Source organism: Streptomyces sp. NPDC102467 (assembly GCF_044765445.1).
Taxonomy (GTDB): Bacteria; Actinomycetota; Actinomycetes; order Streptomycetales; family Streptomycetaceae; genus Streptomyces.
This window is the reverse complement of record NZ_JBIWKA010000004.1, coordinates 379183-405942: the sequence shown is the minus strand read 5'-3', so window position 1 is coordinate 405942 and position 26760 is coordinate 379183. Positions and strand designations below refer to the sequence as shown.

At 71.1% G+C, this 26760-nt stretch carries 25 protein-coding genes; 11 read left to right on the top strand and 14 right to left on the bottom strand.

The genetic code is table 11. The annotated features are described in order from the left end of the window. Positions 1-61 precede the first annotated feature (61 nt). On the top strand, positions 62-544 hold the full coding sequence (gene soxR / locus ACIREE_RS10435; protein ID WP_404149117.1) for a redox-sensitive transcriptional activator SoxR: 483 nt from the start codon (positions 62-64) through the stop codon (positions 542-544). Here the strand turns inward: soxR and ACIREE_RS10430 are convergent. Next, positions 486-1829, bottom strand: coding sequence for a uracil-xanthine permease family protein (locus ACIREE_RS10430; RefSeq protein ID WP_404149114.1), 1344 nt, complete (start codon positions 1827-1829; stop codon positions 486-488). The genes soxR and ACIREE_RS10430 overlap by 59 nt on opposite strands. Beyond that, on the bottom strand, positions 1826-2944 hold the full coding sequence (locus tag ACIREE_RS10425; protein WP_404149111.1) for an aryl-sulfate sulfotransferase: 1119 nt from the start codon (positions 2942-2944) through the stop codon (positions 1826-1828). The genes ACIREE_RS10430 and ACIREE_RS10425 overlap by 4 nt, the downstream gene beginning before the upstream one ends. A gap of 113 nt (positions 2945-3057) precedes the next feature. Here ACIREE_RS10425 and ACIREE_RS10420 point away from each other — a divergent pair, with 113 nt between their 5' ends. Further along, positions 3058-3570 carry a helix-turn-helix domain-containing protein gene (locus tag ACIREE_RS10420; protein ID WP_404149108.1) on the top strand — a complete coding sequence of 171 codons (513 nt, stop codon included), beginning with the start codon at positions 3058-3060 and terminating at the stop codon, positions 3568-3570. A gap of 138 nt (positions 3571-3708) precedes the next feature. Here ACIREE_RS10420 and ACIREE_RS10415 read toward each other — a convergent pair whose 3' ends face one another. After that, on the bottom strand, positions 3709-4419 hold the full coding sequence (locus ACIREE_RS10415; RefSeq protein WP_404149106.1) for a 3-keto-5-aminohexanoate cleavage protein: 711 nt from the start codon (positions 4417-4419) through the stop codon (positions 3709-3711). Between the two features lie 46 nt (positions 4420-4465). On the opposite strand from ACIREE_RS10415, the gene ACIREE_RS10410 reads away from it, so the two are divergent. From ACIREE_RS10410 to ACIREE_RS10400, 3 genes are all read left to right on the top strand, one after another. Continuing rightward, on the top strand, positions 4466-4978 hold the full coding sequence (locus ACIREE_RS10410; RefSeq protein WP_404149103.1) for a hypothetical protein: 513 nt from the start codon (positions 4466-4468) through the stop codon (positions 4976-4978). Between the two features lie 142 nt (positions 4979-5120). Next, the gene (locus ACIREE_RS10405; RefSeq protein WP_404149100.1) at positions 5121-5549 is read left to right on the top strand and encodes a DUF4180 domain-containing protein; all 429 of its coding nucleotides are present in this window, start codon (positions 5121-5123) and stop codon (positions 5547-5549) included. Continuing rightward, a complete protein-coding gene (locus ACIREE_RS10400; RefSeq protein ID WP_404149098.1) occupies positions 5527-7215 on the top strand; it encodes an immunity 49 family protein in 1689 nt (562 codons plus the stop codon). Before ACIREE_RS10405 ends, ACIREE_RS10400 begins: the two co-directional genes overlap by 23 nt. A 53-nt stretch (positions 7216-7268) precedes the next feature. On the opposite strand, the gene ACIREE_RS10395 is transcribed toward ACIREE_RS10400, so the two are convergent. After that, positions 7269-7871, bottom strand: a complete 603-nt coding sequence (locus tag ACIREE_RS10395) for a hypothetical protein (RefSeq protein ID WP_404149097.1) — start codon at positions 7869-7871, stop codon at positions 7269-7271. A gap of 267 nt (positions 7872-8138) precedes the next feature. Here ACIREE_RS10395 and ACIREE_RS10390 point away from each other — a divergent pair, with 267 nt between their 5' ends. Beyond that, entirely contained in the window at positions 8139-11003 is a 2865-nt protein-coding gene (locus ACIREE_RS10390; RefSeq protein ID WP_404149095.1) for a penicillin acylase family protein, read from the top strand. 97 nt (positions 11004-11100) lie between these two features. Here ACIREE_RS10390 and ACIREE_RS10385 read toward each other — a convergent pair whose 3' ends face one another. From ACIREE_RS10385 to ACIREE_RS10375, 3 genes are all read right to left on the bottom strand, one after another. Next, positions 11101-12369, bottom strand: coding sequence for a serine-threonine protein kinase (locus ACIREE_RS10385; protein ID WP_404149092.1), 1269 nt, complete (start codon positions 12367-12369; stop codon positions 11101-11103). A gap of 95 nt (positions 12370-12464) precedes the next feature. Next, complete coding sequence (locus ACIREE_RS10380) at positions 12465-13718, bottom strand: MFS transporter (protein ID WP_404149405.1); 1254 nt, start codon at positions 13716-13718, stop codon at positions 12465-12467. A 185-nt stretch (positions 13719-13903) separates the two neighbouring features. Further along, complete coding sequence (locus ACIREE_RS10375; RefSeq protein WP_404149090.1) at positions 13904-15163, bottom strand: exo-beta-N-acetylmuramidase NamZ domain-containing protein; 1260 nt, start codon at positions 15161-15163, stop codon at positions 13904-13906. A gap of 193 nt (positions 15164-15356) precedes the next feature. On the opposite strand from ACIREE_RS10375, the gene ACIREE_RS10370 reads away from it, so the two are divergent. The 3 genes from ACIREE_RS10370 (at position 15357) to ACIREE_RS10360 (ending at position 18492) form a co-directional block, all read left to right on the top strand. Next, positions 15357-16121, top strand: coding sequence for an SDR family oxidoreductase (locus tag ACIREE_RS10370; protein ID WP_404149088.1), 765 nt, complete (start codon positions 15357-15359; stop codon positions 16119-16121). A gap of 71 nt (positions 16122-16192) precedes the next feature. Then, entirely contained in the window at positions 16193-17842 is a 1650-nt protein-coding gene (locus ACIREE_RS10365) for an AMP-binding protein (protein ID WP_404149403.1), read from the top strand. Between the two features lie 53 nt (positions 17843-17895). After that, positions 17896-18492 carry a TetR/AcrR family transcriptional regulator gene (locus ACIREE_RS10360; RefSeq protein ID WP_404149401.1) on the top strand — a complete coding sequence of 199 codons (597 nt, stop codon included), beginning with the start codon at positions 17896-17898 and terminating at the stop codon, positions 18490-18492. Positions 18493-18524: 32 nt separating this feature from the next. Here ACIREE_RS10360 and ACIREE_RS10355 read toward each other — a convergent pair whose 3' ends face one another. The 7 genes from ACIREE_RS10355 to ACIREE_RS10325 form a co-directional block, all read right to left on the bottom strand. Beyond that, complete coding sequence (locus ACIREE_RS10355) at positions 18525-19748, bottom strand: acyl-CoA dehydrogenase family protein (RefSeq protein WP_404149085.1); 1224 nt, start codon at positions 19746-19748, stop codon at positions 18525-18527. 8 nt (positions 19749-19756) lie between these two features. Continuing rightward, positions 19757-20794: a phosphotransferase family protein gene (locus ACIREE_RS10350; RefSeq protein WP_404149083.1), complete on the bottom strand. Its 1038-nt coding sequence runs from the start codon at positions 20792-20794 to the stop codon at positions 19757-19759. 242 nt (positions 20795-21036) lie between these two features. Then, positions 21037-21333, bottom strand: a complete 297-nt coding sequence (locus ACIREE_RS10345) for a hypothetical protein (RefSeq protein WP_404149081.1) — start codon at positions 21331-21333, stop codon at positions 21037-21039. 118 nt (positions 21334-21451) lie between these two features. Continuing rightward, positions 21452-21778: a DUF202 domain-containing protein gene (locus ACIREE_RS10340; RefSeq protein WP_404149078.1), complete on the bottom strand. Its 327-nt coding sequence runs from the start codon at positions 21776-21778 to the stop codon at positions 21452-21454. After that, complete coding sequence (locus tag ACIREE_RS10335; RefSeq protein ID WP_404149075.1) at positions 21775-22167, bottom strand: YidH family protein; 393 nt, start codon at positions 22165-22167, stop codon at positions 21775-21777. The genes ACIREE_RS10340 and ACIREE_RS10335 overlap by 4 nt, the downstream gene beginning before the upstream one ends. A 21-nt stretch (positions 22168-22188) precedes the next feature. Further along, positions 22189-22695, bottom strand: a complete 507-nt coding sequence (locus ACIREE_RS10330) for an NUDIX hydrolase (protein WP_404149073.1) — start codon at positions 22693-22695, stop codon at positions 22189-22191. A gap of 212 nt (positions 22696-22907) precedes the next feature. Beyond that, complete coding sequence (locus ACIREE_RS10325) at positions 22908-23807, bottom strand: DMT family transporter (protein ID WP_404149070.1); 900 nt, start codon at positions 23805-23807, stop codon at positions 22908-22910. Between the two features lie 349 nt (positions 23808-24156). Between ACIREE_RS10325 and ACIREE_RS10320 the strand changes: the two genes are divergently transcribed. Further along, positions 24157-25125: a hypothetical protein gene (locus tag ACIREE_RS10320; protein WP_404149068.1), complete on the top strand. Its 969-nt coding sequence runs from the start codon at positions 24157-24159 to the stop codon at positions 25123-25125. 68 nt (positions 25126-25193) lie between these two features. Continuing rightward, complete coding sequence (locus ACIREE_RS10315) at positions 25194-26735, top strand: APC family permease (protein WP_404149065.1); 1542 nt, start codon at positions 25194-25196, stop codon at positions 26733-26735. Positions 26736-26760: the final 25 nt, after the last annotated feature.

The following is a 26760-nucleotide window of genomic DNA, read 5'->3' as shown; positions in this document are numbered from 1 at the left end:
GCTTGCTCAGCACTCTGGGCATGCTAACAACGCCACCGGCCCGGCGACTAGGCTCGGCCGGGTGCCACAGATTCCGGAGAAGGTTCACGAGCTCACCGTCGGCCAGTTGTCGGCGCGCAGCGGCGCCGCCGTCTCCGCCCTGCACTTCTACGAGTCCAAGGGTCTGATCGACAGCCGCCGCACCTCCGGCAACCAGCGCCGCTACACCCGCGACACCCTGCGCCGCGTCGCCTTCATCCGCGCCGCGCAGCGCGTCGGCATCCCTCTCGCGACGATCCGCGACGCCCTCGCCGAGCTTCCCGAGGAGCGCACCCCGAACCGCGAGGACTGGGCGCACCTCTCGGAGGTCTGGCGGACCGAACTGGACGAGCGCATCAAGCAGTTGGGCCGCCTGCGCGACCACCTCACCGACTGCATCGGCTGCGGCTGCCTCTCCCTGGAGACCTGTGTGCTGTCCAACCCCGACGACGTCTTCGGCGAACGGCTCACCGGCTCGCGTCTGATGGCGGAGCGCCGGGATCGTCGGGAGCGCCCGGCGCCGTGACGGCGGGTCCCAGCGCCCGGAACACCGCCGTGAGGGCCACCGCCGCGATCGCCCCGGCCGCGACGCCGCTGCCGAACAGGGTGCGGGCCCAGGACGGCAGGTCCGCGTACATCTCCGGTGCCACGATGGGCAGCATGCCGATCACCAGGGCGAGGGCGATGACGACGCTGTCCGTGCCGTGGCTCAGATCGGTACGGGAGAGCATGCCGAAGCCCATCACCGCGATCACCGCGTAGATGACGAGCCCCGCGGCGCCCACCACCGGTTCGGGGATCGCCGCGAGCAGCCGGGTCAGCGGCGTCAGGAGCCCGCACACGATCAGCAGCACCCCGGCCGCGGCCGTCACGAAGCGGCTGCGGACGCGGGTGAGCTGGACGATGCCGATGTTCTCGGCGCTGGTCACCATCAGCGACGTACCGAAGATCCCGGAGCCGAGCGAGACGAGCGCGTCGGCGCGGGCGATGCGCGGCACGTCACGGCCCGGGTCCGGGGCGCGGCCGACGGCCTCGCTGTTGAGCACCGTCTGCCCGGTGGCCTCGGCCAGCGAGGCGAGCGCGAAGACCAGCAGCGGGATCGCGGCGAGCAGATCGAAGTGCGGGGCGCCGTACGGGAAGAGGTCCGGCAGGGCGAACGTGCCGCCGTGCGCGACCTGCAGCTCGGTGCCGGTGAGGACGGCGATCAGCGTGCCGCAGGCCAGGCCGAGCAGCACCGCCATCTGCCGCCACACGCCCCGCAGGACGAGGAAGAAGAAGGCGATGACACCGAGCGTCGCGAAGCCGAGCCCCGGGCCCGAGGCGACCATCGGCGCGGTCACCTTGATCATGTTGATGCCGATGAGGACGACCGTCGTCCCCATCACGAGGGGCGGGAAGAGCCGGACGAGCCGCCCGTAGAACGGCAGCACGCAGAGCAGGAAGGCGGCCGAGACGAGGACCGAGCCGGACGCCGTCGCCGGACCGTACTCCCGCGCGATCTGCAGGAAGATCGCCACGGCGGCGCCGCCCGGCAGCATCAGGAACGGCAGCCGCGCCCCCACCCGCAGCACGCGCACGCCCAGCGACTGCAGCAGCGCGCCGATCCCGCACAGCACCAGCGTCGCGCTGAGCAGCGACGCGGTCTGCCCGGTCGACAGCTTCAGAGTCGTCCCGATGAGGATGACGGACGAGACGGGAGCGGCCACGCCCGCCAGCAGGTGCTGGCAGGCGAGGGGGACGAGACGCTGGAGCGGCAGGCGCTCGTCGACGGGTGCCACGGTCGCTCCGGACGGGGCCGCGGTGGAGGTCACCGGTTCAGCCAGGGCAGCTCGGCGGCGGAGTAACGGTAGGAGCGGAAGGTGGCGTTGGGCTCGGAGGGGAACAGCTTGCGCACCTCTTCCTCCTGGTAGCCGCCGAAGTACGGGACCACGTACTCCCAGCAGAGATAGCCGTCCCCGGTCACCTCGAAGAGGCGGCCCGCGGGGGAGTCGGTGACCAGGGTGTTCCCGTTCGGCAGGCGCTGGGCGCTGCCCATGAACGGTGCGAAGAACGACTCGCGCGCCGGGTCGTGGTACTCCCAGACGACCTTGCCGCTGCTGCGTTCGATCTCGATGACGCGGCTGAACGGGACGTCCCAGCCGGGCCGGAAGACGCCGTTGTCGAAGACGAGGAAGTTGCCGTTCTCCAGCTCGGTCGGGCAGTGCTGCTGCGAGACGACGCCCGGCTCGGAGCGCCAGACGATGTCACCGGTGGCCCGGTCGATGACGACGACGGCCGACACCGAGCGGAAGCTGGCGAGGATGTTCCCGTCGGCGAGCGGCAGCACGCTGTTGATCAGCGGGTAGTGCTCGCGGGCGTAGTCGGGGTGGAGGGGGAAGTCGGCGCGGTCCAGCCGCTCGGAGACCTTCCACTCCCAGGTCCTGTTCCCGTCGGCGTCGACCTCGACGATCGTGTCGGCCCACACCGTCCCGCCACCGGCCTCCGAACCGGGGACCCCACCGCGCACGGCCGCGGCCGCGTCACCGGTGAGCGGTTCGAGGGCGGTGTACAGGATCCGGCCGTCGCCGTAGTGGTGGGCGTCGTGGTGCTGGAGCGGGTCCCGGTGCTCGCGCACGACCGTGCCGTCCGGGGTGATCTCCTGCATCAGGCCGCCACGGTACTTGTGCCACATCGGGAACAGGGCGGGCTCGTCGGGCAGGACGCCGCTGTAGGCGAGGTTGCCGTTGGGGAGGATGCGGGCGTGCCGGCCGGGTCGGTGCGGCAGGTTCCACTGGTGCACGACCTCGCCGCGCAGGTCGATCAGGTACACCTCGCCGGCGCCGGTCAGCGGCGCGAACAGCGTGTAGCCGCCGTACGCGGCGTCCTCGTCCAGCGCGATCAGGCCGGTGCCGCGGCGACGCCGCTGGTTCTGGTCCACCCGAGCCATGGGCTCCTCCGTCGTTCGTCCGTGGTTAACTTTTTTAAGTGACAGTGAAGGAGTTAAGCACGGCGGTAGGGTGCTCAGGAACAGGGGACGCAGGGGAAAGGCGTTACAAGTACATGAACGTGGGACCGGGTATCCGGCGCAGGCGGCGCGCCCTGGAGCTGACGCTCGCCGATGTGGCGCGCCGGGCCGGGGTCTCCGTCCCGTTCCTGAGCCAGGTCGAGAACGGCCGCTCGCGCCCCAGCATGAACTCGCTGCAGCGCATCGCCGACGCGCTCGACACCACCGCCGTCGAACTCCTCGCCGCCGCCGAGACGCCCCGCCCGGTCGACGTGGTCCGAGCCGCGACCCCGCCGACGACCGAGGGCGGGGTGCGCCCTCTCGTACGCGGTCAACAGCGGTTGCACGCCCTGGAGTTCACCGGCGATCACGACTGGGACCGCGCGTACCGGCACGCGGGCGACGAGATCCTCTACGTGGCCGACGGCTCGGCGGAGGTGGAGGCGGACGGCACGCGCTACATCCTGGAACGCGGCGACACCCTCTACTGCGCAGCCGAACTCCCGCACCGCTGGCGCCCCTTGGAACCAGGAACGAGGGTCCTACTGGTGGGGGTGGCGGCCCCGTAGGGGCCGCGGGGAACTGCGCGATCAGCGACGGACAACCCGCGGTGGCGCCCCGTAAGGGGCGCGGGGAACTGCGCGACCGGCCACACACGACCCGAGGCCGCCCACCAGCCGCACCCAGGCAGACGCGCAGGCGTCCTCCTACAGCCCGAGCGCAACCTCGACCAACTCGGCGTTACTACGAGCCCGCCCCCCGTCCGGCAGGACCAACGTGTCCTCCAGGCCGATCCGCATATCAAGCCCCAGCCGAGCGGCAAGCCTCAGCACAGGCCACGCCCCGCCCTCCTCCCCGTGCAGCAACACGGGCCGCCCGTGCCCGGAGCCGATGGCGGTCAGCAACGCGCGGGCCGCGCCCTCGGCCGGCCCGGGTCCGGGCTCGGTCACCTCGGCGAGCACCCGCAGCACCCGCGGCGCGAGCGGCGACGCCGCGAACCGCTCCGCCCCGTCCGTGCCCGACCAGATCCCCGCCTCCACCCCGACGCCCCGGTCGAGGAGCGCCGCGGCCACCGCCTCCGCGCCCTCCTCGTGCCAGTTCACCGACGCGTGGTCCGGCAGGGTCGTCCACGAGCGGATCCGCGCCACGCGCGCCGCGGGGTCCGGCTCGGCCCACGCGCCTGTCGTCACGCCGACCGGCACCGCCACCCGCGCGCGGATCGCCTCGAGCGCCGCCGCAACCGAACGCGGCGACAACGTGTCTTCTCCACAAGGGGACTTGGGGTGAACATGGACATCCGACGCACCCGCCGCGACTGCCGCCTCGGCGGCCTCGGCCAGCGCGCCGGGCGACAACGGCACCACCGCTCCGTCATCAGCACCACGAGCACCGTTCAGGCACACCTGTACGAACACCATGAATGTGATGGTGCCAGCAGCCACTGACAACGGGGGCAGAAACGACATGCCAGTAGCGATCAGCTCACTCAAGTACGAGTCCGCGCACTCGGGCGCGCAGAAGATCACCTACGACAGCGACGGCTACCACCTCGTGCGCTTCCCGTATCAGGCGGCCGAGGAGTCGTACGACCCGTGGAAGATGCACGACCCGGCCGCGGGCGGCGGCACCTCCAAGTACCCGGACGCGCGCTCCGGGCTGATCTGGCCGAGCCACGACGGCTGGGGCACGCTGTCGGCGCTCGTCTTCTGGGCGGCGGACAGCCGGGCCACCGAATACCGCGCCCGCTTCGTGCGCGACCCGCTGAACCTCTCCACCAAGTACGACTCGACCGCGACCACGGACATCTCGGCCACCGGCGGCGGCCAGTACCGCTCCTACACCTGGCAGATGTTCGTGCACCCGGGCACCCCGGTCGGCCTGAAGATCTCGGCGCGGAGGGGGGACTCCGGGATCGCCGTGCCGATCGTGCTGGCCGAGTTCAAGCTCGCGATCCAGACGGACGTGATCCGGCCATGATCAGTCCGTGATCCGGCGCCCGGCTGCGCGGGGAGAGCGTCTACGACGAAGGGCGCGCCGTGCTTAAGATCGTCGTGCTGGGCACACCGGCCGAGGCGGCCGGGTTGTTGAGAACCGTCGACGTTCTGGTGGAGGACCCGCGATGACCGAACCGACCGAGGGCACGGATGGCGCCGCCGGCACCGATGGCTTGCGGGAGATGGCGGGCGAGTCCGTGTTCGTGTGTTCCCCGGACGGACCGCCGCTCGACGGCGAGCGAGCCGCGCTCGACCTGATCGGCGAGGCCGGATACCTCGGCGCCGCCTGGGTCGCCGTCCCGGCCGAGCGGTGCGGTCCGGACTTCTTCCAGCTGCGGACGCGTGTCGCGGGCGACGTCGTCCAGAAGTTCGTCAACTACCGGATGAAGCTCGCGATCCTCGGCGACATCGAGGCAAGAGCCGCCGCCAGTACGGCACTTCGCGACTTCGTCCGGGAGAGCAACCGGGGCCGCCAGCTGTGGTTCCTGCCCGACGCCGACGCGCTGCACGCGCGCCTCGTAGAGTCGAGCCGTGACACCACACGACGCGCCTGACCCTCATCTGCCCCTGCTCACCCCCGCGCAGGCCGACCGGCTGCGCGGCCTCGTCGCCGACCATCTGCACGCCCGCACCGGCGTGCGCCCCGCGGTGGCCGGCGACACGGCCGAGGCCGACGGCCACCGTCACCCGCTGACGAACCTGGCGCAGCACTGCCACGCCGCGCCCGAGGACACCTGGCCCGCGCTGGTCGACGCGTTCTTCGCGAGCCTCGCTGCCGCGTCCCAAGGCGGCGAGAGCGCCGAGGAGTTGCTGGAGCGGGTCTGTCTGCGCCTGGTGCCGCCCGGCGCCGTCCCCGCCGAGACGGCCGCCGAGTTCACCTACCTGCGCGACGTCGCCGAAGGACTGCGCCTCGCACTCGCCCTCGACGGGGCCGCCTCCGTGCGTCTGCTCACCGACCAGGACGTGGCCCGCGCGGGCGCCGACGCGCTGTGGGCCGCGGGACAGCGCAATCTGGTGCGGGAGCCGCTGCGTTACGAAGAGGTGCGGCTCGACGGACACGCCGTGCTGTACTCCGTGTACGGCGACTCGCCGTTCGTCGCGACCAAGGCGCTCGTCCTTCAGGAGCTGGTCGCCGAGGTCACCGGGCGGCGCATGCCCGACGCGGGCGCGCTCGTCGTCGTACCGACCCGGCACCTCCTCGCGTTCCATCCGATCGTCGACGGCGGCGTCGTCGACGCGATCAACGACCTTGCCACGTACGCCTTCAAGGCCCACGAGGACGGCCCGGGTTCGCTCTCGCCGCGCGTGTACTGGTGGCACGAGGGGCGGCTGACCTCGCTCACCGTCATCGACGAGGAGACCCGCACCTTCTCGCTGCGGCCCCCGGCCGAACTCCTCGACGTGATGAAGGCGCTGCGCGGACTCGACCTGGCCGGGCGCCTCGCCTCGGCCTCCACCGCGGTGCCCGGCAGCGACGAACTCACGGCGAAGACAGCCGAGTTGACCACTGGGTCCGACGCCGATCCGCGTGACCTCGGCGCCGCCTTCACCGCCGCGGTCGCCCTGGCCCACGCGCACGCCGCGACCGACCCGGACGCCGACCGGGTGGAGACCTGGGACGCCTGGGTCGGCGCCCTGCAACTCGGCACGGCCCTGTTCGCCCCCACCACGGGGGACCGTCAGGTGCCCGCGGATGCCCGCGCCTGGCTCGACGCCTTCTACCTCACCCTGGTGACCCGTGAGCGTGAGCGCACGACGCGGCTGTGCCAGGTGCCGCTCGACGCTCTGCGCGGCGGCGACATCCCGGTCGACGAGTACGTCCTGCACTGGATCGACACCCTGCAGAGCCACTGGCTCGACCGTCCCGTGGACGACGTGGTCCACAAGCTCGTCACCACCCTGGAGACCTCGCACCCGGAGGCCGCCACACTCGCTCCGAAGGACTTCCTGAACGCTGTCGAGTACCAGCCGGTCGCGCTGTTCCATCGGTTGCTCACCCAGGACCACGACGCGTTCGGCGAGGCGCTCGCGAAGTCCCTTGCGCAGCACGGAAGTTACTGGGGGGACTCGGCGGCGCCGCGCGCCCGGGTGGCGCTCGGTCCGCTGGCCCTGGCCTGTCTCGCGTACGACATGGAGTTCCCGGTCGGCGTCGATGCGCCGTATCTGCCGAAGTACCTGCTCAACCGGGAACGCCTCGAAGTGATCCCAGGCCAGGGGTGAATCCGGGGGTGCGCCCGTGTCGGGCCGGCACCCCCGTCGCGCTGTTCGTCGCTCTACGCCGTGACCAGCAGCCGCGCCCGCCTGGCTTCCGCCAGGGCCGCGGGGGTGAGAACGGGACGCGGCACCACGATGCCGCAGTGGGAACAGACGGGGCCCGACGACGGTTCGTGCGCCAGGTCGTGCTTCCAGACGAGCGCCGTGCCCGTGCACGCGGGGCAGCTGCCGCCCGGCTCGCGCTCCAGTGCCCCGATCAGCCGGCGGAGGACCTCGGCCATCGGCTCGGCGGGGTGTACCGACGGGTTGTCGCACCAGGCGACCCCGAAGCCGCCCCAGGTCAGCCGGTGCCAGTCGTCCACGCTGCCCGGGCGGCGGCGCCCGTCGTGCTTCTCCTTGCGCCGACGCTGTGCGAAGGCGACTTCGTACGCGAGCCAGACGGCCCGCGCCTCCTCCAGCTCCTCCAGCGCCGCCACCAGGCGGGCCGGGTCGGGGGAGCGGTCCTCGGGGCCGAACCCGGCCCGGGAACACAGGTGGTCCCAGGTGGCCCGGTGGCCGTAAGGAGCGAATCTCTCCAGGCACTTGCGCAGTGAATAGCGCCGCAGTGCCAGGTCGCTCAACGGGTCGCGCACCTGTCTTGCCAGACTCCGGAATCCAGCCATCGCCCTGCACCTCCGTCACACGTACGTCGGCATCGCCGCAGCCAAGAAGCGACGTCGCCGAGTAGACGTATCGACACGCGATTCGGATCCCTCTTCCGGGCGGTCGGCTCCATCCGATTTCTGATGGGGCCCATCACCGGCACCTTCTGAGGCCGGGGAGTCTTCGAGTGATCCCTGTGGTGATTCCGAAAACGTGACGCATGTTCATCTTCTGTCGTGGGCTAACCGCCGGTAACCTCCGGCTCACCATCGTCGGGAGGACCAGGCATGCGACGACGCATCCCACGAACCACCCAGCACAGAAAGTCCAGTAGCCCTCTGCGGAGACTTACGGCCACCGCGGCCCTTGTACTCACCGCGGGACTGCTCTCCCCTCTCTCGACGGCCACGGCCGCCGACGAACCCGCGCCCGTCAGCGACTACTGCAAGGGGCAGTGCGCGGACATTCTCCCGCCCGGAGCGAACGGCAGCGCCACGCTTGCCGAGATCCTCGGCAACAAACTGTTCGGCACCCAGCCCGCACACGCCGACGATCAGCTCGGCCCGTACGACGCCCTGTCGTCCGGCTACCCCTCACTCACGGACGACACGCTCACGAACTTTTTCAACGACTCCTCCTTCGGTGTCCCGAGCGATCAGGTGAGCTCGGTCACTCGCCCCCGCGACGACGTGACCATCACCCGTGACAAGAAGAACGGCGTACCCCACATCAAAGGTTCCACGCGGTACGGAACCGAGTTCGGCGCCGGCTTCGCCGCAGGTCAGGACCGCCTCTGGCTGATCGACCTGTTCCGCCACATCGGCCGCGGCGAGCTGACGTCGTTCGCCGGCGGCGCCCTCGCGAACCAGGGCCTGGAGCAGGAGTTCTGGCCGCAGGCCCCGTACACCGAGGACGACCTGCAGAAACAGGTCGACTTCATCAAGAACTCCGGCGGCGAGCGCGGCAAGCAGGCCATGGACGACGCGCAGGCCTATATCGACGGCCTCAACTCCTACCGCGAGAAGTCCAAGAACGGCCGCTACTTCCCGGGCGAGTACGTCCTCACCGGCAAGATCGACGCGATTACGAACATCGGCGAGATCCAGCCGTTCAAGGTCACCGACATGATCGCGCTCGCCTCGGTGGTCGGCGGACTCTTCGGCAACGGCGGCGGGGGAGAGGTCGACGCGGCCCTCTCGCTCATGAAGTCGCAGGAGAAGTACGGCATGGAGAAGGGCACCCAGGTCTGGGAGTCCTTCCGCGGCCGCAACGACCCCGAGGCCGTCACCACCATCCACGACGGCACGAGCTTCCCCTACGGCGGAAAACCGGCGAACCCGCGCGGCCAGGCCCTCCCCGACAAGGGATCGGTCGACAAGGAGCCGCTCGTCTACGACCGCACGGGCTCGGCGGCGACCGCGGCGAAATCCGGCTCCGTGGCCAAGGACCCGGTGAAGGCGCCGACGAAGCTCAAGCCGCTCCAGGGCATGTACGACGACGGGGTGCTCCCCGCCGACATGTTCAAGGACTCGGCGTCCAAGAAGGGCATGTCGAACGCTCTCGTCGTCTCCGGCAAACACACCGCGTCCGGGCATCCGGTCGCCGTGTTCGGCCCGCAGACCGGCTATTTCGCGCCACAGCTGCTGATGATGCAGGAGCTCCAGGGCCCCGGGATCAGCGCGCGCGGCGTCTCCTTCGCGGGCGTCGGCATGTACATCCAGCTGGGCCGCGGCCAGGACTACGCCTGGTCGGCGACGTCCGCGGGACAGGACATCACCGACACGTACGCGGTACCGCTGTGCGAGCCGGGCGGCGGCACGCCCACCAAGCAGTCGACCTCCTACCTCTACCGGGGTACCTGCACCCCGATGGAGAAGCTGGAGAAGAAGAACGCCTGGAAGCCGACGGTCGCCGACTCGACGGCCGCGGGCTCGTACCGCATGCAGGTCTTCAGAACGAAGTACGGCATCGTCTCGGACCGCGCCACGGTCGACGGCAAACCCGTCGCGTACACGGCGCTGCGCTCGACCTACCGTCACGAGGCCGACTCGATCATCGGCTTCCAGATGCTCAACGACCCGTCGTACGTCACGGACGCCGCGTCCTTCGCGAAGGCGGCGCAGCACATCAGCTACGCCTTCAACTGGTTCTACGCCGACTCGCGCGACACCGCGTACTACAACAGCGGCGCCAACCCGGTGCGGGCCAAGGACATCGACATGTCGCTGCCCGTGAAGGCCGAACAGGCCTATGAATGGCAGGACTTCGACCCGACGGACAACACCGAGGCCCAGACACCCCCGGCTCAGCACCCGCAGTCGGTCAACCAGGACTACTACATCTCCTGGAACAACAAACAGGCCAAGGACTTCACCGCGGCCAACTTCAGCCTGGGCGCCGTCCAGCGCGCCAACCTCCTCGACGACCGCGTGAAGAAGCTGACCGCCCAGGGCGGCGTCACACGTGCCTCGCTCACGCAGGCCATGGAGGAGGCCGCGGTGACCGATCTGCGCGGCGAACAGGTACTGCCGGAGATCCTCAAGGTGATCCGCAGCAAACCCGTCGACGACCTGCAACTCAGCAAGGCCGTGCAGCAGTTGGAGGCCTGGGGCAAGGCGGGCGCGCAGCGCAACCAGACGTCGGCGGGCTCGAAGACGTACGCGCATCCGGACGCGGTGCGGATCATGGACGCGTGGTGGCCGCTGCTGGTCAAGGCCGAGTTCCAGCCAGGTCTCGGCGACGACCTCTATCAGGCGCTGACGGGTCAGCTCACCGTCGACGAGGCACCCTCGGCCGGGCACGGCCCGACCGGATCGCACGCCGGGTCCGCCTTCCAGTACGGCTGGTGGGGCTACGTCGACAAGGATCTGCGGACGGTGCTCGGGCAGCCGGTGCAGGGCAAGCTGGGGGACACGTACTGCGGCTCGGGATCCCTCTCGGCCTGCCGGGACGCGCTCCTGACGACGCTGGCCACCGCCGCGGCGAAGCCGGCCACCGAGGTCTACCCCGGGGACGACAGCTGCAAGGCCGGTGACCAGTGGTGTGCGGACACCATCGTCCACCGGGCGCTCGGCGGCATCACGCACCGCGGGATCCAGTGGCAGAACCGGCCCACGTATCAGCAGGTGGTGGAGTTCCCGGCCCACCGATAGGGATCAACCCGATACGGATCAAACCGATAGGGATCAAGGGGAACGAGAAGGGCGCGGCGGGTGGCGCGAGCCGCCCGCAGCGTTCGTTCCCTGCGGTTCAGGCGCGCACCCGCCCGGCCCCGAGGATCAGCCGGGCCAGCTCCTCGTGGCAGATGTCGCTGTGGGCCCCCGACGGAGGCGATCCGCGGCGCACGACCTGGGCCACGTCCACGCTCACGCACCCCGTGCCGGGGACGCCCGTCCGCAGCGCGTCCGCGAGCGTGAGGCGGACCGCGCCGGGAAGGTCCTGGATCCCGTCGCACCCCAGCGCGCCCCAGCGGGCGGCGAGGTCGAGAAGCCCCCGGTCGTCCCCCGCGAGCCGGGACGCCAGCGGGTAGATCGTGCTCAGCGCCGTGTCGAAGTGTGAGTAGCACGCCACCAACGGGCCGTCGATCCGGTCCTGTTGGCCGTTCAGAGCGCCGCGGCTCGCGAACGCGTAGTGCGAGAAGGCGCCCTGGAGCAGCGTCACCGACTTCACGGTGCGGTCCGCGGCCGGCAGTCCGGCCAGCGCGAACGACACGAGGCGCGCCCCGAAACTGTGCCCCACCAGATGGACCCGCACGCCCGGGGCGGCGCCCGCCAGACGGCCGAGCAGCGGGCCGAGCCCGTTCTTCCCGACCGCTCCCGCGCGCTTCTTCATCGCGAAGTACGTTGCCTGGCGCAGCAGTTCGTGCGCGCCCTGCCACGCCCTGGCGAGGCCGCCGGGCATCGCGAAAGCCGCGCCCGTCGTCGCGTCCACGGCGTCGGCGAACTGGAGACACACGACCCGGCTGTTCTCCTGGAGCATCGCGGGAACGGCGCGCGGGGAGTCCTCTTCCTCGGTGTCCGCTCCACAGGCGGCAGATTCGGTACCGGTCAACTGCCGTACCAGAGCGCCGAACCGGTCGAACGCCTCGTCCCCGTCGGGTTGCCGGTCGAGGAGCCCGGCCAGCTCATCGACGACCGGCCCGCTGCCCGGGAAGGTCTCGACGAGCGCGCGCCGGGTGCTCTCGTCGAGCGTGGCGGGGGGCGCCGGCACGGCGGCCGTGAAGGTCGGGCCGACGTCGGGGATCAGTTCGTCGGCGAACCGCATGGAGGGCCACAGCACGCCCACGTACCCGAGCCCGGCCCCCGGCGCGAGCGTCGGGAACGGCGCGAAGAAACGGTCGTAGAGGCGGGTCGCCATGGTCCGGTCGTTGTTCCAGCCGTGCGCGAGGACGACGAGATCCCGCACCCCGCGCTCGCGCGCCTCGCGCAGCAGCCGGTCGCGCCGCCCGGGCTCCGGGTCGCCGTCGGCGTCGAACATCAGCTCCCAGTAGGGACGTACATGTACTTCCGGTACGGTCATGGCCAACCCCCGTGGCAGTCGTCCGTGCGGTGTGCCGCATCGTCCTGCCGCAGGCGGGGGTTGGCCAGCCGTGCCGTCATCAACCGCCCGATAAATCAGGCGAGTTCACGCTCACGGGTCTCCGGCAGTGCCAGCACGCACAGCAGCGATACGACCGCCATTGCGCTCACGTACCAGCCCACCGACGACGAACCGAACGCGCCCTGCAGGCGCGTCGCCACCAGCGGGGCCACGGCGCCGCCGAGTACACCGCCCAGGTTGTACGCGAAGGAGGCGCCCGAGTAGCGCACCCGCACTCCGAACAGCTCCGGCAGGTACGCGCCCATCGGGCCGTACACCACACCCATGCAGAACAGGGCGCCGCCGAGCGCGAGCGCGATGAGCGCGGGCTGCTCGGTGTCCATCAGCGGGAAGAGCAGGAGGCCCCAGACGATTGCGAGGCCGGAGCCCACGAGCACCATTTTCCGGCGGCCGCCCGCGTCGGAGCGTGTCGCGGCGAGCCAGGTGCCGGCCGCCAGGAACAGGCATGCCACCAGCGACACCGCGAGCATGGTGCTGCGCGGCACGCCGAGTGTCTTCGTACCGTAGGCGAGGCAGTAGGTGGTGGCCGTGTAGAAGAGGCCGTACGCGACGACCATGCCGCCCGCGCCGAGCAGGATCTCCTTCGGGTGGCGCTTGAAGACCTCCAACGCCGGTGCCTTGCTGGCCTCCTGATCCCGCATCACCTTCGCGAAGACAGGCGTCTCGCTGATCTTCAGGCGGACGAAGAGGCCCACGGCGACCAGGAGGAAGGAGAGCAGGAACGGGATGCGCCAGCCCCACGACTTGAACGCGTCGTCGGAGAGCGTCTCCGAGAGCAGCCAGAAGATGCCGGTCGCCGCGAAGAAGCCGACGGACGGGCCGAGTTGGGGGAACGCCGCGAACATGCCGCGTTTGCCGCGCGGCGCGTGCTCCACGGCGAGCAGCGCCGCCCCGCCCCACTCGCCGCCGAGGCCGACGCCTTGCAGGAACCGGAGCAGGACGAGGAGGACGGGCGCCCACACGCCCAGCGTGCCGTAGCCGGGCAGCAGCCCGACGCACGCCGTGGACAGGCCCATCAGGAGCAGCGAGGCGACCAGCACCGACTTGCGGCCGATCCGGTCGCCGAAGTGCCCGAAGATCAGCGAGCCGATCGGGCGGGCCGCGAACGCGACGGCGTACGTCGAGAAGGAGGCGAGGGTGGCGTTGAGGGAGGAGAGGTTCGGGAAGAACGCGTCGTTGAGGACGAGCGCGGCGGCGGTTCCGTAGACGTAGAAGTCGTAGAACTCGATGGCCGTACCGATGAAACTGGCCACCGCCACGCGGCGCAGGCTCTCCGGTTCGGGGCCGGCCTGCGCCGCGTCCGCGAGCGCGTTCTCCCTGGTTGAGTCGTCTTTGAGCACGTCGAGCACTGTCTCGGTAGCTGCATAGGGCAGTCAATGCCTGGGACGCGCCGTCTCGGTTGTTGAGACCTGCGCGCCCCGGCCTGCCGGTACGGCCCTCCGTACGCCCGTGCCTACCTGTACGTCAGGTAGTGGCGGCGGACGTTCCGGAACGTCGCCAGCTCCGCCTGCCATGCCCCGACGATCTCGTCCGTCGACGCTCCCGCGTCGACCATCGTGCGGACCTGGGTGGAACCGCTGAGCCGGTCGATCGCGTTGTCCGCGCGCCAGGCGAAGTCCCTCCACACCGCCTTGGCGGTGACGAGCAGGGCGATGCCCGTGCGGACCGGGTCGTACGCCTCCCGGTCGTCGACGTGGAGCTGCACGCCGCCGATCGTCTTCCCCTGGAACTTGGAGAAGGTGGGAGCGAAGTAGGCCTCCCTGAAGTGCACGCCGGGCAGGGCGAGTTCATTGGCCTTCGCCGCCCACCGGCCGTCGATGCCGTCCGCGCCGAGCAGTTCGAAGGGGCGCGTGGTGCCGCGTCCCTCGGACAGGTTCGTGCCCTCGAAGAGACACGTCCCCGAGTACACCAGCGCGGTGTCCGCCGTCGGCATGTTGGGGCTCGGCGGCACCCACGGCAGGCCCGAGGCGTCGTAGAAGTCACGGCGCTTCCAGCCCGACATCGGGACCGTCGTCAGCTCGACGGGGTGCGCCAGGTACTCGCCGTTGAACAGGCGGGCCAGCTCCGTGACCGTCATGCCGTGCGCCTGCGAGATCTCCCGGCGCCCGACGAAACTCGCGAACTCCTTGTGCAGGACCGGGCCGTAGGCGCCCCGGCCCGTCACCGGGTTCGGGCGGTCGAGGACCACGAACCTCTTGCCCGCGAGCTGGGCCGCCTCCATGCAGTCGTACAGCGTCCAGATGTACGTGTAGAAGCGGGCGCCCGCGTCCTGGATGTCGAAGACGATCGTGTCGACGCCGGACGCCGTGAAGATGTCGGCGAGTGCCTTGCCGCTCTTCAAGTACGTGTCGTAGACGGGGAGTCCGGTCGCCGGATCGTCGTAGCGCCCCTCCGAGCCGCCCGCCTGCGCCGTGCCCCGGAATCCGTGCTCGGGCCCGAACACCGCGACCAGGTCGACGCGTTCGTCGGGGTGCATCACGTCGACGATGTGCCGCACGTCGCGCGTGACCCCGGTCGGGTTGGTGACGATGCCGACCTTCTCGCCGGCGAGCAGCGCGTAGCCGTCGGCGGCCAGCCGCTCGAAGCCCGTGCGCACGCCGTGCCCGCCGCCCCGGGGCGCCGCACTCGCCGCTCCGGCGCCGGCGGCGAGCCCGCCGACCGCACCCACCGCCCCCGCGCTCGCCGCGAACAGGACTCGCCTCGACATGGTCATGCGGGAACCTCCGTGATCATCGGAACTGGCATGGTCATGCACGCTAGTGCCCGGACGAGCGGTACGGAACGACCTGGCGGGGAACCGCCGCGCTGACCGGACGGAACCCCTTCCCCCACTCCATACCGACTGGTTAGTCTGCTGAGGCAACCGAGCCGGGTCGCATCGTGTCGCGTCGTGTCGAAGGAGACCGATGGTGGAGAGTCTGCAAGGCCAGGGAGTCGTCGTCACCGGCGCGGGCGGCGGCATCGGCGCCGCGCTCGCCCGCCGGTTCGCGGCCGCCGGAGCCCGCGTCGTCGTCAACGACCTGGACGCCGCCAAGGCCGAGGCCGTAGCCGCCGAGATCGGCGCGACGGCCGTCCCCGGCGACGCCTCCGCGATCGTCGACGACGCCCGCGCCGCCCTCGACGGCACCGTCGACGTCTACTGCGCCAACGCCGGACTCGCCTCGGGCGGCACCGAGGCCGCCCCCGAGCAGGTCTGGGCGGCGGCCTGGGACGTGAACGTCATGGCGCACGTCCGCGCCGCGCACGCGCTGCTCCCCGACTGGCTGGAGCGCGGCAGCGGCCGCTTCGTCTCCACCGTCTCCGCCGCCGGGCTGCTCACCATGGTGGGCGCGGCCCCGTACAGCGTCACCAAACACGGCGCGTACGCCTTCGCCGAGTGGCTCTCCCTCACGTACCGGCACCGCGGCGTCAAAGTCCACGCGATCTGCCCGCAGGGCGTACGCACCGACATGCTCACGGCGGCGGGCTCGGCGGGCGACCTGGTCCTCGCGCCGACCGCCATCGAGCCGGAGGACGTCGCCGAGGCACTGTTCGCGGGCATGGCCGAGGACCGCTTCCTGATCCTGCCGCACCCGGAGGTCGCCGAGTACTACGCGGCCCGCGCCACCGTCCCCGACCGCTGGCTGACGAACATGAACCACATCCAGCAGAAGTGGGAGACCTCCCTGTGACCGACACGGCGGACACGACGGACACGGCGGACGCAACGGACACGGCGGACGCAACGGACGCGAACGGCTCGATCTACGCGGCTCGCCCCTGGCTCGGCGTGCTCAGCGACGCGCAGAAAGCCCCGGTCACCCCGGCCGCCACCGTCGCCCACGTCTTCGCCGACGCCGTGCGCCGCGCCTCCGACCGCACCGCCCTCGCCTACTTCGACGGCCGCCTCACCTACGCCGAGGTGGACGCCCTGTCGGACTCGGTGGCCGGTCACCTCGCCGCCAGGGGCCTGGAGCGCGGCGACCGGGTCGCCGTCATGCTGCAGAACACCCCCCACTTCGTGCTCGCGCTGCTCGGCGCGTTCAAGGCGGGCGCGGTCGTCGTCCCCGTCAACCCCATGTACAAATCGGGCGAGGTCGGGCACGTCCTGCACGACGCCGAGGTGACAGGACTGGTCTGCACGGACCGCGCCTGGGACACGTACCTGCGCGAGACGGCCGCCGACTCTCCCGTCCGCATCGTGCTCACCGCCTGTGAACTCGACCTCCAGACCAGGGGCGACGAGCGGGTCCTGACGTTCGACCGGGTGACGCCCGCCGCCGAGGACGCCGACGACCTGGTGACCGTGGCACAGGCCGGACACCCGGCCCCCGAGGGCCGCGAACTCGCCGCCGACGACACCGCGTTGATCAGCTACACGTCCGGCACGAGTGGCACCCCCAAGGGCGCCACGAACCTGCACCGCAACATCATGTACAACGCCGAGCGGCAGCGCACCGGGCTCGGACTCCCCGAGGGCGCCACCTACTTCGCGCTGGCGCCGCTGTTCCACATCACCGGCATGGTCTGCGAACTCGTCGCGAGCTTCGCCAACACCGGCACCCTCGCGCTCGCCTACCGCTTCGAGCCGGGAGTCGTCCTCGACGCGTTCATCGAGCACCAGCCCGCGTACACGGTCGGCCCGTCCACCGCCTTCATGGCGCTCGGCGCCCAGCCGCAGGCGACCCGCGAGCACTTCGCCTCGTTCGCCTCCATCTCGTCGGGCGGGGCGCCGGTGCCGCCCGCCCTGGTGGAGAAGTTCCGCGCCGCCTTCGGCCCCTACATCCACAACGGCTACGGCCTGACCGAGTGCACCGCGCCCTGCGCCTCCGTGCCGCCGGGCGTCGAGGCGCCCGTCGACCCGGTCTCCGGCACCCTCGCGGTCGGCGTACCCGGGCCCGACTCGGTCGTCCGCATCCTCGACGACCTCGGCAACGAGGTCCCCTTCGGCGAGCAGGGCGAGATCGCGGTGCGCGGCCCGCAGGTCGTGCCCGGCTACTGGCGCCGCCCGGACGCCACCGCCGAGGCCTTCCCCGACGGCGAACTGCGCACCGGTGACATCGGCTTCATGGACACCAAGGGCTGGCTGTACGTCGTCGACCGCAAGAAGGACATGATCAACGCGTCCGGCTTCAAGGTCTGGCCCCGCGAGGTCGAGGACGTCCTCTACACCCACCCCGCCGTGCGCGAGGCGGCCGTCGTCGGCATCCCGGACGCCTACCGCGGCGAGAGCGTCAAGGCGTACGTGAGCCTGCGCCCCGGCGCGGACGCCACCTCCGAGGAGCTGTCCGCGTACTGCAAGGAGCGGCTCGCCGCGTACAAGTACCCGCGCGACGTGGAGGTCCTGCGCGAGCTCCCGAAGACCGCAAGTGGGAAGATCCTCCGACGGGAACTGCGTTCCCCCACTGCATGACCGGTGTATGACGGTGTACGACCGGCAGAGAACAGGAAAGGCGGGTGGCGGCAGTGCCCAGGACGACGACGGACGGCGACGGTACGCCCGTTCCGCAACGACTCCTCGCGGCCGCCACCCGGCTGTTCGCCGAGCGCGGCTACGACCGCACCTCGGTGCAGGAGATCGTGGAGACGGCGGGCGTCACCAAGGGCGCCCTCTATCACTACTTCGGCTCCAAGGACGATCTGCTGCACGAGGTGTACGCGCGCGTGCTGCGCCTCCAGCAGGAGCGGCTCGACGCGCTCGCCGGCGGGGACGAGCCCGTCGAGCGGCGGCTGCGCGCGGCGGCGGCGGACGTCGTCGTCACCACGATCGACAACCTCGACGACGCGTCGATCTTCTTCCGCTCCATGCACCACCTCAGCCCCGAGAAGAACAAGCAGGTACGGGCCGAGCGGCGCCGTTACCACGAGCGGTTCCGGGCGCTGATCGAAGAAGGCCAGAAGACCGGCGTCTTCTCCTCCGAGACCCCGGCGGACCTCGTCGTCGACTACCACTTCGGCTCGATCCACCACCTGTCCACGTGGTACCGCCCCGACGGCCCGCTCACCCCGCAGCAGCTCGCCGACCAACTGGCGGATCTACTGCTGCGGGCGCTGCGCCCGTAACCGGTGCAGCGCCTCGGCCTCGATCCGGAGGCCTACAGGTACTGCTTCAGCTCACGCCGCGCCAGCGAACGCTGGTGCACCTCATCAGGACCGTCCGCCAAGCGGAGCGTCCGCGCTCCGGCCCAGAGTTCCGCCAGCGGGTAGTCCTGCGAGACGCCGCCCGCTCCGTGCAGCTGCACCGCCTTGTCGATGATGTCGACGACCGTCCGGGGCGTCGCGATCTTGATGGACTGGATCTCGGTGTGGGCCCCGCGGTTGCCGACCGTGTCCATCAGCCAGGCCGTCTTCAGGACGAGGAGGCGCAGCTGCTCCACGGAGACCCGCGCGTCCGCGATCCACTCCTGCACCACACCCTGCTGGGCGAGCGGCTTGCCGAAGGCGGTGCGGGCCACGGCCCGCTTGCACATCAGCTCGATCGCCCGCTCCGCCATGCCGATCAGCCGCATGCAGTGGTGGATCCGGCCGGGGCCGAGCCGCGCCTGCGCGATGCCGAAGCCGCCGCCCTCCTCACCGATCAGGTTGGCGGCCGGCACGCGCGCGTGGTCGAAGACGACCTCGGCGTGACCGCCGTGCCAGTGGTCCTCGAAGCCGTACACCTGCATGGCCCGGCGCACCTCGACGCCCGGGGTGTCGCGCGGTACGAGGACCATCGACTGCTGGCGGCGGATGTCCGGCCCGTCCGGGTCCGTCTTGCCCATCACGATGAAGACCTTGCAATCCGGGTTCATGGCACCGGAGATGTAGAACTTCTTGCCCGTGATGACGTAGTCGCCCGTGCCGTCGGGGTCCCGCTCGATGAGCGTCGTGATGTTCGTGGCGTCCGACGAGGCGACCTCGGGCTCCGTCATCGCGAACGCCGAGCGGATCTCCCCGGCGAGCAGCGGCTCCAGCCACTGCTTCCGCTGCGCCTCGCTGCCGAACTGCGCGAGCACCTCCATGTTCCCGGTGTCGGGCGCGGCACAGTTCAGCGCGGTGGGCGCCAACTGCGGGGAACGGCCGGTGATCTCGGCCAGCGGCGCGTACTGCAGATTGGTCAGCCCGGCGCCGTGCTCGGCATCCGGCAGGAAGAGGTTCCACAGGCCCTGCCGACGAGCCTCGGCCTTCAGCTCCCCGACCACGGCCGGGGTGTCCCACGGCGAGTCGAGCGCGGCGCGCTGCTCGGCGGCGACGGCCTCGGCCGGGTACACGTGCGCGTCCATGAAGGCGAGGAGCCGCTCCCGCAGTTCCTCGGTACGGGCGTCGAATGCGAAGTCCATGGGTGGGATCAGCCTTCCTGAAGGTCGGTGAGGGTGGTGCGGCCGTGCTCGATGAAGACCGGGACCAGTTCGCCGATCCGGTCGAAGCCGGCGCCGACCGTCTGGCCGAGCGTGTAGCGGTAGTGGATGCCTTCGAGGATCACGGCGAGCTTGAACCAGGCGAACGCCGTGTACCAGGAGATCGCGGACACGTCGCGCCCCGAGCGCGCGGCGTACCGCTCGACCAGCTCGGCCGGGGCCGGGTGACCGGCGGCCGTGGCGGTCGTGGAGATGGGGGAGTCCGGCAGTTCGAGCCGGGCGCTGTACATCACGAGCAGGCCGACGTCCGTCAGCGGATCGCCGAGCGTGGACATCTCCCAGTCGAGGATCGCCTTGATGCGGTCGACGCCGTCCGGGTCCTGGCGTACGAGGACGTTGTCGAGCCGGTAGTCGCCGTGCACGATCGTGGGCGCGGGCGAGTCGGGCAGCGAGCGGCCGAGCGCCGCGTGCAGCTCGTCGATGCCGGCCAGCTCCCGGTTGCGGGACGCGTCCAGTTGCTTGCCCCAGCGGCGCAACTGCCGGTCGAGAAAGCCCTCCGGGCGCCCGAAGTCACCGAGACCCACCTCGGCCGGGTCCACCGCGTGCAGATCGACGAGCGTGTCCACGAGCCCGAACACGGTGGCCCGGGTCCGCTCGGCGCCGAGCGGGGCGAGTTCCGCGGCGGTCCGGTACGGCGTCCCCTCCACGAACTCCATGACGTAGAACGGCGCCCCGAGCACCTCCTCGTCCTCGCACAGCAGCAGCGCCTCGGGGACCGGCACGGCCGTCGGGTGCAGCCCGGCGATCACCCGGTGCTCGCGCTTCATGTCGTGTGCGGTGGCCAGCACATGGCCCAGCGGCGGCCGCCTTACCACCCACTTCGCGGTCCCGTCACTGACCTCGTACGTCAGATTGGAGCGTCCGCCCTCGATGAGCCGCCCGGACAGCGGACCGCTGACGAGGCCGGGCCGCTCACGGTCGAGGTGGGCGCGCAGCCGGTCGAGGTCGAGGCCAGGGGGGTGACTCATCGCGGTCCTCCGGGAGTCCGGGTGGGTGAAGTGAGCGAGGGGCAGAAGAAGCAGAGCAAGCAGAAGCGAAACAAGCAGAAGCAGCAGTGGGCATCATCATGCCGACCAGTCGGTATGTCGTCCAGTGGCGCACGGAAATGTGATCGTTCCAACGCTGCCTACGGTGCCCTGCCGCACCGGCATGCGAAAGGGCCCGGCACCAGGTGCCGGGCCCTTCATGTACCGAATGTGCCGATGCGGGATCAGTGGTCGTCCCAGTGCCCCTCGTGCTCCGCGTGCCGGTGGCCGTCGTGCACGTAGTCGACATGGTCGCCGTGGGGGACCGCCTGGTGCCCGCAGTCCGCCCCGTGCCGGTGTTCGTGGCCCTGGTGCGGGACGTGGGAGCCGGGTTCGCACTCGTCCCAGTGGCCGTCGTGCGCGGCGTGCAGATGCCCGTCGTGCGCGTAGTCGACGTGGTCGCCGTGCGGCACCGCCTGGTGGCCGCAGGCCGGGCCGTGCGCGTGCTCGTGGACGGGGTGCTCCTGATGGGGGGTGGTCATGCTGCTCACCTTCGGTGACGTCCGTGGGGCGGGTACGCGTCGAAGGCTAGCCCTGGATGTCCCCATACATCCGGATCTGCGCTATGGAGATGTCGCGCCAGGGTGTCGCGCGGGAACGTCACACCACGAGCGCCGCCGCGAACACGGCCAGCGCCACCGTGCACAGCGCCGCCGTCGCCGCGCTCCGCCGGGACATCAGCGGGGGAGCCGCCTCGTTCAGCGCGAGCCCGGTGATCCTGCGGTGCGCGACCCCGAGGAAGCCCAGCCACACGGCCAGGCAGAGCGCCGCAGCCACTATGCCGAGCGGCCCGGCTCCGCCGTGCAACACGGTCTTCACGCCGAGGACGGCCGCGACCGTGCACGACAGCGTCGTACGCCGCCACGCCAGCCGGGTCCTGGCCGGTTGCAGACCCGGATCGCGAGCGGGGCCGCCGGTCTCGGTCACCCCTCCCACCCCACGATCACCACGAAGACCATCGCCACGGCGACCAGCGCGACGACCAGACTCAGCACGGCCGGGAACCTCGACACCGGCAGATCCGCGCCGCGTCGCATCGCCCGCTCGCAGCGCACCCAGTGGCTCACCGCCCGCAGCGAGCAGAGCACCCCGGCGGCGAGCAGCGCGAGCGCGAGACCGACCCGCCAGGCCCAGCGCAGATCCGGCAGGAACTGGTCCACGGCGAAGCCGCCGCCGATGAGCGCAAGCGCCGTGCGCACCCAGGCCAGGAAGGTGCGCTCGTTGGCCAGCGAGAACCGGTAGTCAGGCGTATCGCCCTCGTCCCTGATCCGTTCAGGAGCGAACCAGAGCCGGACGTTGCGCACGAATTCGATCACTCGCAGGACCCTACCTGTGCGTCACCGATGAGCCTTCAGGCGCTCGTACGCCTCGAGGCTGTCCGGCGTCCACGGCCACTCCCCGAGCCGCCGCTCCAGCTCTTCCGGGCTCAGGAACCCGTACCAGTCGATCTCCTCGACCTGCGGCTTCACCGGCAGATCGCAGGTGACCTCATAGACGTACGACCACCAGGAGCGTCCGGCGTCGTCGTCGTACAGGAACCTGAACAGCGGGGTGGGCGCCGGCAGCCCGCTCACCCCGAGTTCCTCCTCGGCCTCCCGCAGAGCGGCCGCGTCATAGCTTTCCCCGGCACCGACGACTCCGCCGACGAACATGTCGTACAGCCCCGGGAAGGCGAGCTTGGTGAGGGTGCGCCGGTGCACGAAGACGTTGCTCTGCGGGTCGCGGACCAGGATGAACGCGCACCGGTGCCGAAGTTTTCCGGCGTACGCCTCGCCGCGTGGGGCCTGCCCGATGACACGGTCCTGCGCGTCGACGATGTCCAGTATTTCCTCAGCCGGATTCATAGCCTGAGGCTATGCGAGGGCCTCGTCGCTGTGTGCGGGTGCGTCGTGGCCGGTCGCGCAGTTCCCCGCTCCTCTGACGGGGCTGCCGAGCGCCCCGCCAGGGGCGCGGGGCTGTGGCGTTCAGCGGCTCCGCCGCGGAGCGCGAGCAACCACGACGCTCCCGCACCCGGCAATGCCGCTCGGCCCCGGGGCTCCGCCCCGGACCCCGCTCCTCAATCGCCGGAGGGGTTTGAGGTCGCATGATCCCGCTCCCGCGCGGCAGCGCCCGGCATGGCCGGGTGCAGCCCCAGCAGCACGACCCCCGTCACGATCCCGGCAAGGCCCGCCGCCTCCCACGCGAGCGCGCCGGTGTCCATCCGCAACTGGTCGCCGAGAAACCCCACCCCGCACACGATCCCCGCCAGCGGCTGCGCGGCGGTGAGCGCGGGCAGCGACATCCGCAGCGGCGCCGTCTCGAACGCGCTCTGCACCAGCACCAGGCCCGTCACCCCCAGGGCGAACACCGCGTACGGCTGCCATCCGGTGAGCAGGGCCTCCCAGCCGCCGGCGGCGAGCCGCTGACCGCTCACCCGGGTCAGCGCGTCCTGCACCCCGTACAGCAGGCCCGCCGCGACCGCGAGCAGCACGGGTGCCGCGCTGAGCCGGGACCGTTTCGCGAGCGCCGCGAGCGACAGGGCGCCGCCGACCATCACGCCGATGATCAGCCAGTGCCGCAGCGGGTCGGTGACCGCGGTGCCGCCGTGCGGCTGCCCGGCCACGATGAACGCCGTCACGCCGCCCGCGAGGAGCAGCAGCCCGGCCCAGCCCTGCCGGCCGAGCGGCTGTCTCGTCTGCCGGCGCGACAGGACCAGCGCGAACAGCAGGTTCGTGGCCAGCAGCGGCTCGACCAGGGTGACCTCGCCCCGGCTGAGCGCGACGGCGCCGAGCGCCATGCCGCACACCATCAGCCCGATCCCGGCGAGCCAGCGTGGCACCCGGATCAGGTCGATCAGCAGCCGGGGGGAGAGGAAGTCGCCGAGCGGGGCGTGCCGTGCCGCGTTCTGCTGGAGGACGAATCCGATGCCCAGGCAGCAGGCCGCGCTCACGGAGAGGACGAGTACGAGAACCGACACGCTGCGCACCTCGGACAGCTGCGATACGGGCAGGAGTGGGTATCTGCCGACGATAGCGCCCCGCGGCGCGGTCCGCTCCACGAGTGCCCCGGGGGAGTACCCCGACACCTGACCGTGACGTACACGTGTCATATGTTCAATGCCGCAGCTCACAGCCGTGCTTGCGAGATTCGAGCGGTGAACTGCTCGGGCCGCGGGCCGAGTTGGTGAAGTCCGTCACCTGGCCACCCTTGACGCGGAGGGTCGCCTACCGGTTTGCTGTGCGTGATCATTCGTTTCAGGCCACGCAGCGTCGCGTCGCCCACGTTCGTTGCTTCGTATCTGAAAAGTCGTGAAGGAAACCGCCGCGGTGTCCCCTCCCCCGCCTCCGCTCGGGCGCCCCCGCAAGAAGGCCGCGCACTCCTTCGACCCCGCGCTCGACGACACCGAGCTCGTCGCCGCCCGCACCGCCCTCGCGCAGGGCCGGTGGACCGAGGTGCGGACGCTGCTCGCCGCCACCGGTGAGGACTGGGACCGTCGCGGCCACCGCGTCATGGGCCTCGCGCAGGAACCCACCGCGGCCGCCTGGGTCGGCGACTGGCGCCTCGCCGAACCCGAGTCGACGGACGCCGCCGTCCTCCTCGCCTGCGCCGCCGTGTACCGCGCCGTGGCCGGCAAGGCGCGTCCCGAAAAGGCCCGCGGCGCCTGCGTGGACGCGGCGGCCCTGGTGCCACGGGATCCGACACCCTGGCTCGGACTGCTGCTCCTGGAACGTGAGTTGGGCCGCGAGGAAGATGTCGTCCGGCTCTTCGACGAGGTACGCCTGCGCCACCCGGCCCACCACCACGCGCACCACCTGATGGTGGCCCGGCTCGCCGAGCGGCGCGCCGACGCGGGGCAGGACCCGCTGCACGAGGTCTACGACTTCGCGGCCTGGGCGGCCGAACAGGCGCCGCCCGCCTCGCCGTTGGCGGTGCTCCCGGTCGTCGCGCACGCCGAACGCTACCGCGTCCTCGCCAGGGCGGGCGTCGAACCCCCCGACCCGAAGGCGTCCGGCCACTGGACCGGGCGGCGGGCCCGCCTCGTCATGAAGGCCGCGTTCGACTGGTGGCTGGAGTGGGGCGACCCGCACGACCGGGCCGGCGTCGCCCACCCGCGCGGCCGCATCGACCTCAACTTCCTGGCCCACGCCAAGTACTGCGAGGGCCGTCCGGCCGAGGCGGCCGCCCTGTTCCACCGCATCGGCCAGCACGTCACCCCGGCCCCCTGGTCGTACCCCGACCGGGAACCGTACGAAGCGTTCCGTGCCGCGCGCAGCGCCGCGCTCGGCACGGCGTGAGCGAGAAGACAGCAACCAGCGAGAACACACGCGACACACGAGAACCCATCGGAAGGGACAACCCCGCGATGACGACGGGCAGTTCGAGCACGAGCGACAGAGCAGTGGCGGCCGAGCCGGGCATCAGCACGTATCGGGGCGAGGAGAGCGCGCTGCGTGCAGGGCGGCTCGGCACGGCCGGGCTGCTGCTCTCCGTGCTCGCCGCGACCGGACCGCTGATGGTGGTGGCCGGCGTCATGCCGACCACGTTCGCGGTCATGGGCGTGGTCGGCCAGCCGCTGCTCTTCCTCATCCTCGGCGTCGTCCTGACCCTCTTCAGCGTCGGCTACGCGGAGATGAGCCGGCACGTGCACAACGCGGGCGCCTTCTACGCGTACATATCGCGCGGGCTCGGCCCGACCACCGGTGCCGCCGCGGCCCTCGTCGCGCTCGTCGCCTACAGCGTGCTGCAGGTCGGCATCTTCGGCATCTTCGGCTTCGAGGTCGCGGGCCTCTTCCAGAAGTACCTCGAGGTCGACCTCGCCTGGTGGATCCCGGCCCTCGTGGCCGTCGTCGCGGTCGGCGTGCTCGCCCTCCTCAAGATCGACGTCAACGCGAAGGTGCTCGGCGTCCTGCTGCTCATCGAGGTCGCCGTCGTGGTCGTCTTCGACATCGCGGCGATCGGCGACCCGGGCGGCCAGGGCTTGTCCCTGCACGCCTTCAACCCGTCCACGCTCTCCGGGGTCGGTCTCGGCACCGCCCTGTGCTTCTGCATCGCCGGCTTCACCGGCTTCGAGCAGGCGCCCGTGTACGCGGAGGAGACGAGCCGCCCGCACATCCTGGTGCCCCGCGTGATGTTCCTCGCCGTCGGCGGCGTCGCCGTCTTCTTCGCGTTCAGCTCGTGGGCGCTGACCGTGGCGACCGGCCCGTCGGGCATCGTGGGCGCGGCCCAGAAGCAGTCGACCAACCTCCTCTTCGGCCTGACCGAGGACCGGCTCGGCGGTACCTTCACCGACATCGTCCACGTCTTCTTCGTCACCGGCATGTTCGCGGCGGTGCTCAGCTTCCACAACGTGGTGGCCCGGTACGCGTTCGCGATGGGCCGCGAGGGGCTGCTCCCGGCCCGGTTCGGCCGCACCAACAGCGGCACCGGCGCGCCCGGCACGGGCTCGGTCCTGCAGTCGGTGATCTCGCTGATCGTCGTCATCTGCTTCGCGATCGCCGACGACGGCAAGGCCGGCGACCCGACGGCGCCCGTCCTGCACCTGTTCACATGGGGCGGCAACGTGGGCGCGCTCGGTGTCATCCTGCTCATGGCCACCGCGTCCCTCGCGGTCATCGTCTTCTTCGTCAAGCGCGGCGCGGCGGGCGCGCAGGCCTGGCGCCTGGTGGCCTCCGGCATCGCGGGCCTCGCCCTCCTGGTGATCGCCGGCTACACGGTCAAGGACTTCGACGTCCTGGTCGGCTCGGGCCCCGACTCCGTTCTGAACTGGGTGCTGCCCGGCATCATCGTGCTGGCCGCGCTCATCGGCGTCGCCTACAGCCTCGTCCTGCGCTCCCGCAACCCCGAGGCGCACGCCCGGATCGGACTGGGCAACGAGGCGTTCCAGCTGGAGAAGAAGGCGGGCTAGCCTCCGGCGAACGGGATGCGGGGGC